Below are 14,599 nucleotides of genomic sequence, written 5' to 3'. Positions count from 1 at the left end.
CCGCCCTCGCTGAAACAGGCTTTTTATCGTTTGGATAATCCTCAATCCATTGACCCTACGTTTAGGTACGTTGATCTCATTACAGTTTTTTCCTAAAGCCACCCCGCTTCGTCTGTGACATGCTGAATCACGCTCATAACCGATAACGTTAAATGAGGATATTATGAAAAAAACAATTATCGCTTTATCTGCCTTTCTGCTGGCTTCTCCAGTATTTGCTGCGACCACACATGCAACTGATGATACCGTCGCCGCGGCGAAGGCTAACGCCAACGAGGCGAAGCAAAAACTGCACGAAGAGCAGAACAAAGGTGAAGAGCTGAAGCTGAAACAGAAACATGCTGCGGAAGGTAAAAGCGAAAGCTTTGGCAGCAAGGTCAGCGAAGACTCCCAGAAAGCGTGGCATAAAACCAAAGAAGGCACTGAAAAAGGGTGGAATGCCACCAAAGAAGGCGCTGAGAAAGGCTGGAATGCCACCAAAGAAGGCACCGAGAAAGGCTGGAACAAAGCCAAAGAAGGCGCCAACGAGCTGGAAAAGAAAGTCACTGAGTAATCCCTTCGAAAGGCCGCACACGCGGCCTTTTTTATTCCCCTCCGCTCAGCCTCCTGAAGACTAAACTTGTTACAGGGGGGACCTATCATGAACCACGTAGAAATCGTACCAGAAAGCCACGGCGTTGAAATCTCGGTGGATATCGTGAAAACAACCTGACGCATAACATCGAATAGATCTTCAGGGTGGCGCGTTTACTCCCTGCCACCCTAAAAGAGATCCTGAAATGCTACGACGCCTGGCAATACTGCTTGTTTTAGTCTGCCCGTGGGCTTTGGCCGCCCCACAGCGCTATACCATCGACACCGACAACACCGCCATCCGGCTATCGTGGAATGCTTTCGGTGGCATCCTCTCGTGGGCCAGATTCAGCGGCGTCACGGGTGACGTTACCCTTAACCCGGATAATGACCTTGACGATCGTATTCACGTCACCGTCCCGGTAGCGACCCTTGTGGCCTCAAACAGCCTGCTCACCTGGCAGCTGAAAAGCGATATGTTCTTTGAAGCTGAGCGCTATCCCACCATCGATTTTACCAGCTCTCGCGTGGTCGCTCAGGGATCGGGACGGTACAGGGTATTTGGCACGCTGACCGTCAGGGCCCTTTCCCGGCCGGTGATTCTGGAGGCCGTCGTCAAGGATGCGCACGCGCACCTCCTCACGCTGGATGCCACAACGGCTATCTCCCGTGCCGCCTACGGCATGGATAAATTTGCGCTGGTCGTTGATGATCGCATTGCCATCGCCATTGCGATCCAGGCCAGCGCGGTTCCGTCGTTATGACAGCTGGCGTTGCAGTTGCTCAGCGTTTATTTGCAACTGCGACGGCGGATTACGGCCAATCAGGACAAACTGATACCCCGCGTGATGCCACCACGCCAGGTTCATATCGTGCCGTTGCTCCTGTTGAAGCGCGGCCGTCGTCGCCTGTCCTGTCGGGGAGATGCAAAGCGCCATCGGGCCGAAGTCGGCATGGATCCAGGCGATTTGTGCAATCGAGGTGGTTTCATAGCGCAGCATACGCACCATCTTAAGCTCAGCCCCGCGCAGGATAAGCTGTGATGCCTGCAGCTGCAGGCCAATATCCTGTGCTGCCCGCTGCAGCCCGCGTTGAAGCACAGGCAGAGCGCTGTCCATATCCAGCAGCGTCTCGGCGCTGTAAAGGGACATGTATTGTGCTTCGAGGTCGCGAATATGGGCGTTCTCATCCACAGCCCCGGTGGCCGGGCTCAGCCAGCGCCCGACTCCTGCGCCCACCAGCAGAAAACTGAGCGACGCCGCAATCAGAGCTCGTCTGCTCACCCCCGCTGACGTCACGGATGGCGGTTCGGGAAGGGCATCCAGCCGGGCCTGCATCTTCGCCAGCGGAGCGTCGTCCAGCATGGCGGTAAACGCCCGGGCATAGTCCTGGTTGCTTTTCATCAGCTCAGCAGTGCGCGCTGAGAGCCGGGCATCGCTTTTGAGCCGGGCGGCAAATTGCTTTGCGTCGGCAGGAGACATCTCGCCATCTATCCATGCCACGATAGCCTCGTCATTATAGGGCGGTGTAAAACGGTGCGCGTTCAAGAGCGTTTCTCCTTCGCCGGGGGCGGTGCGTCATTCGACTTTGCCAGCGTCGCCCGCGCCGTTGCCAGACGGCTCATCACGGTACCAACCGGCACCGCCAGGGTGTCCGCTGCTTCCTGATAGGTAAAGCCTTCGACATAAACCAAAAAAACGGTGTTGCGCTGGGCTTCGGGGAGCGCATTGACGCGCTGCATCACCTTCAGGTAGTGCAGACGCGTCTCATCCTGTTCACGGGTGTCCGGAGCGATAAGTTCATCACTGGCGACAAATCCCTGCCCCTGACGGACGTGCCGCGCCCGCAACTCGGAGATCCAGATGGAGTGCAGGATCGCGAAAAGCCACCTGTCGATACGCGTGCCAGGGGTGTACTGACGGCTCTTTTCCAGCGCACGTACGCAGGTGGACTGAACCAGTTCTTCAGCGATATCCCGGTTTCGCGACAACACCAGCCCATAGCGCCAGAGGCGCGACAGATGCGCGGCTAACTGCTGGCGAACCTCACTGGTAGCGATATGTTTTCCCTCCACGAGAACGTCAGGATCCCGGTTGCCCGTTAATGGCGGCCTGCAGATCGCGGTACTCCTCACAGGTCTGGCCGCAAATACCGGCAATCACTTTCAACTGCTCTTTTGCCAGATCGGGCCGTCCTTTCACCATCCACGCCTCGCCGAGATACTCCCGGGCTTGCGCATAATCGGGGGCGATAGCGAGCGCACGCTGGTAATAACCAATCCCTTCGTCCGTGCGGCCAAGTTTACGGGTGGCATACCCGCGATAATTCCATGCTTCCGCGGTGTTGCCGTTTTTCAGCGAATCAAGAAGATTCAGCGCCGCCTGGTACTCGCCTTTTTTAGCGAGATGATACGCATAGTCAGTTTTGTCCTTATCGCTGAGGCTGCTGCTCTTGTCGGGCACGCATTTCTGGGTTGCGCTGTCATACACCTGTCCGGAAGGACAGTCGGGTGTTTTGCTCTCGGTACTATTATCGCCCATGGCCAACGCCAGCGGCGCGTACAGTGAAAAAAGTAGCACCGGGATCAGACGAAGAGAGGGGGTGTTCATACAACGCTCCTGGGTATGAGAGATTACGTGAGTAAACGCGTGGGCGGCGCTTTTTATTCACTTTCCCGCTGATTTTTTTTACAGCAACAAAATCATGCCTGTGGCGTATTTATTAGCAATATAACTGTGGTTATTTTACAACCCTCCCGTCCTGGAATTATTTTTCTCATTAGCAGAAAATGACGCATATAAAAGAATATTTTTAAACCCTGTAAAAATATAATATATCTTACATCAAAAACGTTACCCTATCTTAAACCGCAATTAAGCCACCATAAACAACCCCCGTTGAAATAAGATAATAAAATTCACCTACCAATTTTTTATCAGCATTATTCATGCTCAAAAATCACGTTCTCAAAAATAAAAATAATTCATTTAAAACAAAGCATTATGCATCTAAAACCCTATTCATCATCTATAAACCAATACCTACATCACATTCTCCATCCGTATTTACAGAAGCTTAATTTGCATATCCAGACTTTTCTGACTATATCATTTTCATACCGTCCCGGATTAATTCCTCTATTAATTACAAGGTTATATAAAAGACAAAATCACATTGTTGATAATTTTTCTTAAATAAATAGATCCGCTCTGATGTTGCCACTCTCTATTCTGGCGGGCATCGTTCGCGCTGAAAAAAATACGGTGAGTACTGTTTAAATAACAGTCACTCCGCCGGGGGCGCGCTTTACCCTTCACAGAGATGGCTCGTCTTGCTCGCCGTTAACGACAACTCTGCTGGAGTCATCACTAAATGAGCCAAATCTCTGTTATATCGAAACTTACGGGCGTTGAAACCACATCAGAAGGCACCCAGGTTACGCTGAGCCACACCTCTATCGTTGAGCTTAAGGTTGAGCGAGCCAATGTCGCCGATTTCGCCCGCAGCGGTAACGATCTGGTGATCACGCTCCACTCCGGCGAGGTGATTACCATTAAAAATTTCTACGTCACCGATGCTCAGGGGGCGAGCCAACTGGTCCTGCAGGACAGCGAAGGGGCGCTATGGTGGATTCAGGATCCCGCCGGGGCCGCCACCTATGAATCCATCGCCTCCACGGACGTCCTGCTTGCCGCATCCGGCAGTGATGCCGGTGGCGCCGCCATCTGGCCATGGGTACTGGGTGGCATTGTCGCCGCAGGTGGCATCGCGGCGGCGGCAAGCACCGGAGGCGGCGGCGGTGGGGATGACGATGATGACAACGGCAGCAACCCCGGCACGCCGACAAACCCTTCCGATCCGGATACCACTCCGCCGAATGCGCCGTCCGGCCTTCAGTTCTCGCCGGATGGTAAAACCGTCTCCGGTACCGCCGAGCCTGGCAGTACCATCACGCTGAAAGACGCCGACGGCAACGTCATCGGCACCGGCAAAACCGGCAGCGACGGTAAATTCACCATCGACCTGGGCACGCCGCTGACCAACGGCGAACAAATCACCGCCACCGCAACGGATCCCTCGGGGAATACCAGCCCGGGCACAACCGTGACCGCACCGGACATCACCGTCCCGGATGCTCCAGATATTCTGCTGGTGAATGACGATGTCGGCAGTAAGGCTGGCCCGCTGGAAAACGGCGAGCGTACCGATGATCCCCGCCCGACCTTCAGCGGCATCGGCGAGCCAGGCAGCACCATCACCTTTTACGATAACGGCAAGCCGATTGGCACCACCCAGGTAGATGCCAAAGGTAGCTGGAGCTTTACCCCCACCACCGATCTTGCCAACGGCAGCCACACCATTACCACAACCGCGACCGACGCGGCAGGCAATACCAGCCCGGCATCCGCAGCCGTCAGTTTTGTTGTCGATACGGTTGCGCCCGGAGCCCCAACCATCACCAGCGCAACGGACGATATTGACCCCGGTAAAGGGACGGTAAACAGCGGGGGCAGCACTAACGATCCGCGTCCTCAGCTCTCGGGTACCGCAGAAGCCGGCTCCACCGTAACCATTTACGATGGCTCTGTCGCTATTGGCACTGCGGTGGTGTCCAGTAACGGCACATGGTCCTTCACCCCACCGGTCAATCTTGGTGAAAGCACCCACCAGTTTACCGTTCGGGCAACCGATGCCGCCGGCAACACCGGGCCAGTCTCTCCGGTCTTCACCCTCACCGTGGATCTCACCCCTCCGGCAGCGCCAACGGCGATTGTACTGAGCGATGAGACCGGGGCCATTAAAGGGGCGATTACCGCTGGCCAGTTCACCGACTCCTCTGAACCGCTTCTGGCGGGACGAGGAGAGCCTGGCGGCACAATCCTGGTCTATGACAACGGCGTGCTGATAGGGCAAACCACCGTGCTGCCCAACGGCACATGGAGCCTCCGGCCAGACAACCCGCTCGCGGAAGGCCCGCACTCGATCACCATTAAACAAACCGATGCGGCGGGTAACCAGAGCGCAGAATCGCAGCCGGTGAACTTTACCGTGGATACCACGCCACCGGCGCTGCCCGTTATTGCCATTAACCCGGTGGGAACCCAGGTTACCGGCACCGCCGAGCCAGGCAGCAAAATCGTCATCACCAACAGCAACGGCGACGTGATTGGCCGCGCCACCACTGACGGCAACGGTAACTTTGTTGCAACCCTTTCACCTGCCCAAACAAACGGCGAGCAGCTTTCGGTGGTAGCCACTGACGCGGCGGGCAACCAGAGTCCAGCGGCGACCCTCACCGCACCGGACACGACACCGGATATCCTCTCTGTGGTGGATGATGAACCCGGCGTCACAGGCCCCATCAGCCAGAATGGGATCACCAATGACCGCACCCCTACCCTGAACGGCACGGCGGAGCCCGGCTCGACCATCACCATCCATAGCGGCGGCGACGTCCTCGGCACGGTTGTTGTTCCATCATCCGGCCAGTGGACCTTTACGCCATCCACCCCGCTGGCCGAAGGTGCCCATGTACTGACGGCGACATCAAGCAACGGTAACGTATCAAATGCCTGGACCATTACCATTGATGGAACGGCGCCTGACGCACCCGCCATCACCCAGCTTGTGGATAATGTGCCTGGGCGCACCGGCCCGCTGGATGTCAACGAAACCACTAATGACGCAACGCCGACGCTCAACGGTACCGGCGAACCCGGCTCAACGATCACCATCCGTCTGGATGGCGTCGATATCGGCACGGCGGTAGTCGGTAACAGCGGCGCATGGACCTTTACGCCCACCACACCGGTTGGCGACGGCACGCATACCCTGACCGCGATCGCCACCGACGTCGCCGGTAACACCAGCCCGATATCCGGTGGATTTACCTTTACCGTTGATACCACCCCACCGCCGGTCGCGACGCTGGCAACCGTCACCGACGACGCCGGAGACGTTAAAGGCCCGCTCAACAGCGGCGATACCACGGATGACACCCAGCCGTTACTTCAGGGCAGCGCCCCGGATGGCACGGTCATCACCGTGTATGACGGCACCACGCTGCTCGGCACCGCAACGCTCGACGGCAGCGGCGGCTGGAGCTTTACCCCTACCACGCCGCTCACCGACGGTCCGCATTCGCTGACGATCCATGCCACAGATGCCGCCGGGAATACCTCGATTTCGGATCCGTTCGAGCTGGTGATTGATACCGTCGCACCGGCCACACCAGACACGCCAGCCATCACCGTTAACCCGGATGGCTCAGCACCCACGTCGCTGAACCCGGGGGAAACCACCCGTGATACCACGCCGACGCTGAGCGGTACCGGTAATCCGGGCGATACGGTCACGATTTACAACGGCACCGACAAAATCGGTGACGCCGTGGTGGACGGCGACGGCAACTGGAGCTGGACACCCTCCACCGACCTGCCCAACGGCACCTACGACATTACCCTGACCGTCACCAACAAGGACGGCGCGGGCAACGAAAGCGCCCCGTCCCAGCCGGTGACCATCACCATCGACACCGACGCACCGGCTGCGCCAGCGGTCCCGGTGATTACCGACAGCGTCAGCCAGATAACCGGCCCGGTGGCCGATGGCGAAACCATCAACGATCCGCGTCCGGTACTGAGTGGCACCGGCACGCCGAATGACGTGATTACCATTTACGACAGCGTTGATGGCGGCACGCCAACCGCCGTGGGTACGGTCACGGTAGACGGCAACGGTAACTGGAGCTGGCGTCCTGAAAGCGCCATTGACGAGGGCAGCCACGAATTTACCGCTACCGCCACCGACGAGGCGGGTAACGTCTCTGACCCTTCTACGGGGATCACCATCACTGTCGATACCCTCGCACCGGATACCCCGGTGATTAGCGCCGTCGCCGGTGAGCCGAATGGCGGTTTTACTACCGATACCACGCCAACCGTCGGCGGAACCGGTGTGACGGGTGAAACGGTGATCGTCTACAACAACGGCGTCGAGCTTGGACGCGTGGTAGTGGTTAACGGCGAATGGTCTTTGACCCTGCCCACGCAGACGGATGGCCCGCTGAACATCACCGTTGCGGCAGTTGACGCAGCGGGTAACGTCAGCGCACTCAGCCCGGTCTATACCGTCACCGTCGATACCACTGATCCTGAGATCCCGCTGATTAACAGCGTTGAAGACAGCCAGCTCACCAACGGGACGCTCTACACCCGCGACGGTACGCCAACCCTCAACGGCACCGGCGAGCCGGGCACCACCGTGATTGTCAGCGTGGACGGTACGCCATCCACAGTCCAGGTCACCGTCCAGCCGGACGGTACCTGGAGCTGGACCGCCGACACCACGCTGGCGGAAGGCCCACACAGCTTTACCGTCTCGTCGGTCGACCCGGCGGGTAACCCTTCCGGAGACTCTGCACCGCTTGCCGTTACGGTGGATACCGTGCTTCCGGCAGCGCCGGACAATATCAACGTGGCCGCACAGGGGACGCCGCTGACCGGTACCGGCGAAGAGGGCGCCACCATTATCGTCAAAGACGCCAGCGGTAACGTGATCGGTACCGGGGTAGTCTCAGGCGGCAACTTCTCCGTGGCGCTCAGCCCGGCCCAGCAGGACGGCGCGGCGCTGACCATCACCGCCACGGATGCCGCAGGTAATCTCAGCCCTGAAGCCTCCTATACCGTCACTGGTACGCTGCCGAATCTCCCGGACGTGCCCGTCATTACGGTCATCAACGACGATACGGCCCCGGTCACGGGCGATGTGAAAGACAAAACCACCAACGACACGACGCCGACCCTTGTCGGGACAGCAGAGCCAGGCAGCATAATTACCGTCTACCAGGACGGTGTGCAGGTTCTGCTGCCAACCGTGACCGCCGATGCAAACGGCAACTGGACCTATACGCCAGCTCTGCCGCTGGGTGAAGGAGCGCACACCTTTGAGGTCACCGCCACGCTGAATGGAGAAACCAGCGGACGTTCGCCGGCGGCGACCGTCACCGTTGATCTCACCGCGCCCGACGCGCCTGTTATTGGCGCGGTTATTGATGATGTCAGCCCTGGCACCGGCCCACTGACAAACGGGCAGACCACCAATGACAACCGCCCAACCCTTACCGGTAGCGGCACGGCGGGCGATACCATCTCCATTTACAGCAACGGCACCCTGCTGGGCACCACCGTGGTCGGCCAGACGGGTAACTGGAGCTTCACGCCGTCCGCACTGGCGGAGGGCAATAACGTCCTCACCATCCGTGAGACCGATCCGGCGGGCAACCAGAGTGCACCATCGGCAGGCTTCACCATCGTGGTTGACACCAGCTCCACCACCCCGGTGATTGTTAACGTCACCGATGATGTCGGCAACACCGCCACGACCGTGGTCAGCGGCAATACCACCAACGATGCAACCCCTACCCTCTCCGGTACGGCGGAAGCGAACAGCGTGGTGACCATCTTCGATGGCAATACGCAGATTGGCGTCGTCACGGCGGACGGTACCGGCGCGTGGAGCTTTACGCCTGAGACCGCCCTCGTCGAAGGGCCACACAGCTTCACCGTCAAGGCCACCGATCCGCAGGGTAACATCAGCCTGTCGTCAAACGCCTGGAGCGTGGTGGTTGACCTCACGGCGCCATCGGTCCCCGTGCTGGAAACCGTCAGCGACAACGTGGCGGGCGGGGTCGTCGGTAATCTCACCACCGGCCAGGTCACCAATGACACGACGCCAACGCTCAGCGGGACAGGCGCCGTCGGCAGTACCATCCACATTCTGAACAATGGCGTGGAGATCGGTACCGCACCGGTAGACAGCAACGGCAACTGGAGCTTTACCCCTAGTCCGGCGCTGGGAGATGGCAGCTATAACATTCGCATCAACGCCAGCGATGCCGCCGGTAACGTCTCAGCCAACTCGCCGGTCTTCGTCTTCACGGTTGATACCGCCGGTCCTTCCGCGCCGGTGGTCACCAGCGTGATTGACGATGTCGGTCCGGTCACCGGGACGCTCACCAGCGGCAGCAGCACCAACGACACGAAACCCACCTTCAACGGCACGGGCGAAGTCGGTGCCACGGTGCACATCATTGTTGATGGCAGCGAGATTGGCACCGCGGTCGTCAATGCTCAGGGGAACTGGACCTTCACCCCGGGCACGGCGCTCACCGAAGGACCACATGCCATTACCTTCAACGCCACCGATGCAGCAGGCAATACCGGCAGCACGTCGGCACCGATTAACCTGACGGTGGATACCTCCGCCCCGACAGCGCCGTCCATTTTGACCGCGAGCGATAACGTGGGCAGCGTTCAGACACCGCTCTCCTCCGGGCAGAGCACGGACGACACCACCCCAACCCTTAACGGCACAGCCGCGGCCAACGCGACCATCACGGTCTATCAGGACGGCCAGCAGGTCGGCACCGCCCAGGCTGACGGCAGCGGCGCGTGGAGCTTTACCCCGTCCACTGCGCTGGCGAATGGCAGCCACACCTGGACCGTCACGGCCACCGATGCGGCGGGCAACGTCAGCCCCGCATCGCCTGACTTTACGCTGGTGGTGGATACCACTGCGCCGAACGCGCCGGTTATCAGCCAGGCGGTTGATGACGTGGGCACGATCACCGGCCCGGTCAGCTCCGGACAAAGCACCGACGACACCATTCCGCGTCTCGTTGGTACCAGCGAGCCGTTTGCCACGGTGAATATTTATGAAGGAACGACGCTGGTGGGCACCGGTACCGCGGATGCCAGCGGAAACTGGAGCATTCTGCTGACCACCACGCTGGCAACCGGTCCACATAGCTTTACGGCTCAGGCGACGGATGCGGCAGGTAACACCAGCGCGCCGTCAGCAACCTTCAACCTGACCATCGACACCACGCCGCCTGCGCAGCCGGTGCTGAGCAGCATTGTGGATGATGTCGGCAATGCCGCTACGCCTGTCGCCAATGGTGGATTGACCAACGACGCGCAGCCAACCCTCACCGGGACGGCGGAAGCGGGCGCGACGGTGAAAATCTTCGATAATGGCGTGCAGATTGGCAGCGTTGTCGCCACCGGCGGTAACTGGAGCTTTACTCCGTCACCGGCGCTCAGCGATGGTCAGCACAGCCTGACGTTCACCGCCACCGATGCGGCGGGCAACGCCAGCGCACCTACCACCGGGTATGTGATCAACGTGGATGCCACCGCGCCAGCCGCACCGGTCATCAGCGCGATTGTAGACGACGTGGGCAGCGTTACCGGGCCGGTGACGGGCAATAACCCGACCAACGACACCCGACCAACGTTGAGCGGTACCGCCGAAGCCAATGCGACGGTGCGTATCTACGACGGTACCACGCTGGTGGGCACGGTCACCGCCGATGCCAACGGCAACTGGACGCTGACGCAGACCACCACCACGCTGACGGAAGGTTCGCACAGCTTCACCGCCACCGCCACCGATGCCGCGGGCAATACCAGCGCGCCATCAACCGTGACCACAATCCTGGTTGACCTGACGGCACCGGGTGCACCGACCAGCCTGCAGGTGATCGCTAACGGAACCCAGGTCACCGGTACCGCGGAAGCGGGCAGCACCGTCACCATCACCAGCGGTACCGGCACGGTGCTCGGTACCGCGACGGCAGACGGTAACGGCAACTTTAGCGCTACCCTCACCCCGGCGCAGACCAACGGTGAAGCGCTGCTGGTCTACGCGACCGATAAGGCCGGTAACGCTGGCGTCAGCGCCTCGGTGGTTGCGCCATCAACCAACATTCCGAACGCACCGGTTATCGCCAACATTGACGATAACGTCGGTAGCGTTACCGGAGGGCTGACCAACGGCAAAACCACCGATGACACCACGCCAACCCTGAGCGGCACCGCACAGCCGAACGCCACCGTCACGCTGTATAACAACGGCGTGTCGATGGGTACGGTTGTGGCCGATGCCAGCGGTAACTGGAGTTTTACGACCCCGGCATTAAGCGAGGGCTCACACGCCTTTACCGCCACGGCAACCAACTCAGCCGGCACCAGCCCGATCTCGCTCCCGACAACCGTTATCGTCGACGTGACGGCACCAACCGCGCCTGCCGGGACCTTTAACGCTGACGGCAGCGTATTGACCGGTACGGCCGAAGCGGGCAGCACCGTCACCATCCGCCTCGCGGACGGGTCAACGGTGACCACCACCGCAGACAGCAATGGCGCCTACAGCTACACCTTCCTCAACAAGCAGACCGAAGGCCAGACCCTGCAGATCACCGCCACCGATGCGGCGGGTAACACCTCGCAGCCGGGCTCGGTCCTTGCGCCGGTAGTGCCGCTCTCTGCCAGCAATAACGTTGAAGAGCTGGAGCTCAGCACCACCGCCACCGTCACCAACAGCCAGTACAGCGACTACGGCTTCCTGCTGGTGGGCGCCGTGGGCAACGTGCTGACCCTGCTGGGCAACGATACTGCCCAGGTTGAGTTCAACGTGGGCAGTGGCGGCAGTGCGGATATTGTGGTGAATGCCAACGCCACGGGGGCCGTGCTTTCGCTGCTCAACACCCTGGAGCTGGTGGTGCAGCGTTTCGACAGCGTCAACGGCACCTGGACCACCGTCGTGGATACCGGACAACCGCAGTTCGCCGACCTGCTGACCCTTGGGGCCACCGGCGTGTCGCTGAACCTGACCGGGCTGGCTGATGGCCAGTATCGCGTGCTGAGCTACAACACCAACCTGCTGGCAACCGGCTCGTACACCAGTCTGGATGTGGCGGTGAAAGAGACCAGTGCCGGTACCGTCACGGGCGACACCAGCCTGGACGGTAACGTGATCCTGGATACCGATCCTACCGCAGGCAGCGACAACGCCCCGGCAGGTACCACCGTCTCCGCCGTCACCAACGCGCTGGGGGTCACCACCAGCGTCAACGCCGACGGCACGGTGATTCAGGGGCAGTACGGTACGCTAACCATCAACCGCGACGGCAGCTACACCTACAACCTCACCGACACCAGTGCAGCCGTCATTGGCCGCACGGAGAGCTTCACCTACACCATCACCCATAACGGTGTCAGCGCGTCGGCGAACCTCGTGCTGTCGCTCGGTGCGGGCAGCGTGGCGAATGGCATTGTCGCCGTAGACGACGCGGCTTCCCTGACCTTCGACACCACCGTCCAGGCCATCGACAACGGCACCTCGTCGCAAAGCGGCTTTACCCTGGTGGGGATCAATCTCGGCAACACGCTGGGGCTGAACCTGCTGGACGATATGACCAACCCGATCATCTACACTGTGGAGGAAGGGACGACCCGCACCATGACGATTCAGGCCTCCGTGGGGGGCGTAGCCCTGGCCTCGGTGTTCGACCTGTACGTCTATAAGTTCAACAATGCGACCCAGACCTTCGAGCAGATGCGCGTTGAGCCGGGCTGGCTGCGTGCGCCGCTGCTGGGCGGCACCTCCTCCCAGCTGACGCTGAACCTGCCTGGCGGGGAGTACTTGTTCCTGCTCAATACGGCGGCAGGGATCACCGCGCTGACGGCCTACACCCTGAGCGTGCTGGAGGATCATGTCTACAGCGTCTCCAGTATCGGAGAGAGCACCACGGGGGATGTGCTGGCGAACGATCCGGTGCCGGATGGCACGGTGGTGACGGAAGTGAACGGTGTGGCGGTTAACAGCAGTGGAACAACCGACATTCAGGGAGAATACGGCACGCTGACCATTGATTCGTCCGGCCAGTACACCTACACCCTGCGAAGCGGCGTGGGTGCGGACCATATCAGCACGCCGGATACATTCGTCTATACCATCACTGGACCAAACGGCGCGAAAGATACGGGATCGCTCAACATTACCCCAACCGCGCGGGCAATGGATGCGGTGAACGATGTCAGCACCGAGATGAGTGTCACGTCGGTACACCATACCTCGGCCTACTCTGACACCACCGTCGGCAGCGCCAGCTGGACCACCTCGTTGTTAGGTACCACCACGGGCAGCGGAAGCGGGACCTTTGTGGTGGATCCGAACACCGCCCTGCATAGCGCGTCGCTGCACTTTGACGTTGCTTCACTGCTGGCGCTGGGCGGGCTGACGGTGAACTGGACGATCAGTGATGCCAACGGTGTTATCCGCACCGGCTCCTTCAGCGGTGGCTCACTGCTGGGCGGCAGTATTGACGTTCCCCTGACCGGGCTGGATCTGAACGCCGGGACCTATACGCTGAGCTATACCGGCAGCGTACCGGGGCTGAGCGTGGGCAATATCACCATCACCCCGAGCGTGAACGGTACCACCTACTCGCTGACCCAGTTCGACTCCACCAGCGGCCACACCGTTGACGGCAATATCTTCGACGGCACAGATTCCGCCGGGGCGATGGATCAGCTGCAGTCGGTTGATACCCGCGTGACCATTACCGGCTACGACGGCACCATCACCACGCTGGATCCTTACACCGGCAGCACGCTGGTCAACGTCACGGGTCATTACGGCACGCTGGCGATTGGCGCAGACGGCCACTACACCTACACCCTCAACAGCGGGGTGTCGCTCTCAACCATCACGTCGAAGGAGGTCTTCAACTACACCCTCACCGATGCCAACGGCAATACGGACAACGCCACGCTGACCATCAATATGGCGCCGCAGTTCGTCAGTTCTGAGCATAACGATGTCATTACCGGCACCGCGTACGGCGATACGCTGATTTATCAGGTGCTGAACAGCACCGCAGGCAACGCCACCGCGGGTAACGTCAGCAGTACCGCCGGCGATCACTGGACCAACTTCTCGCTGGCCCAGGGAGACAAAATTGACATCGGCGATCTGCTGGTGGGCTGGAACGGCAGTGCGTCAACGCTTGGTAATTACCTGCATGTGACGAACAGCAATGGCAGTACCGTGATCTCCATCGACCGTGACGGTACAGGAAGTACCTATACCAATACCACGCTCGTGACGCTGGATAACGTCCAGACCACCTACGACGAGTTAGTTAACCAGCAACACATCGTGACCTGATAGCACCTGCAGT

The 14,599-nt window shown here is 59.8% G+C and carries 6 protein-coding genes; 3 read left to right on the top strand and 3 right to left on the bottom strand.

Going from position 1 to position 14,599, the window contains the following annotated elements; translation table 11 throughout:
- The first annotated feature begins 163 nt into the window (after positions 1–163).
- Entirely contained in the window at positions 164–553 is a 390-nt protein-coding gene (locus ACTJJI_RS18645) for a hypothetical protein (protein WP_440655149.1), read from the top strand.
- A gap of 226 nt (positions 554–779) precedes the next feature.
- Positions 780–1,337 (top strand): YceI family protein, encoded by a 558-nt coding sequence (locus tag ACTJJI_RS18640; protein ID WP_153907507.1) that lies wholly within the window; start codon positions 780–782, stop codon positions 1,335–1,337.
- On the opposite strand, the gene ACTJJI_RS18635 is transcribed toward ACTJJI_RS18640, so the two are convergent.
- From ACTJJI_RS18635 to ACTJJI_RS18625, 3 genes are read right to left on the bottom strand one after another with little or no spacing between them, the layout of a single operon-like run.
- Entirely contained in the window at positions 1,332–2,120 is a 789-nt protein-coding gene (locus tag ACTJJI_RS18635; protein ID WP_440655147.1) for an anti-sigma factor family protein, read from the bottom strand. The two genes, ACTJJI_RS18640 and ACTJJI_RS18635, sit on opposite strands and share 6 nt — an antisense overlap.
- A complete protein-coding gene (locus tag ACTJJI_RS18630) occupies positions 2,117–2,647 on the bottom strand; it encodes an RNA polymerase sigma factor (protein WP_014832973.1) in 531 nt (176 codons plus the stop codon). The genes ACTJJI_RS18635 and ACTJJI_RS18630 overlap by 4 nt, the downstream gene beginning before the upstream one ends.
- A gap of 7 nt (positions 2,648–2,654) precedes the next feature.
- Positions 2,655–3,182 (bottom strand): tetratricopeptide repeat protein, encoded by a 528-nt coding sequence (locus ACTJJI_RS18625; protein ID WP_014832974.1) that lies wholly within the window; start codon positions 3,180–3,182, stop codon positions 2,655–2,657.
- A gap of 763 nt (positions 3,183–3,945) precedes the next feature.
- Between ACTJJI_RS18625 and ACTJJI_RS18620 the strand changes: the two genes are divergently transcribed.
- Positions 3,946–14,586 (top strand): BapA/Bap/LapF family large adhesin, encoded by a 10,641-nt coding sequence (locus tag ACTJJI_RS18620; protein ID WP_440655144.1) that lies wholly within the window; start codon positions 3,946–3,948, stop codon positions 14,584–14,586.
- The last annotated feature ends 13 nt before the right edge of the window (positions 14,587–14,599 follow it).

This window comes from Enterobacter sp. 22466 (assembly GCF_052044775.1).
Classification (GTDB): Bacteria; Pseudomonadota; Gammaproteobacteria; order Enterobacterales; family Enterobacteriaceae; genus Enterobacter; species Enterobacter dissolvens.
The sequence above is the reverse complement of the archived record's forward strand: the minus strand, read 5'-3'. Positions and strand labels throughout refer to the sequence as shown.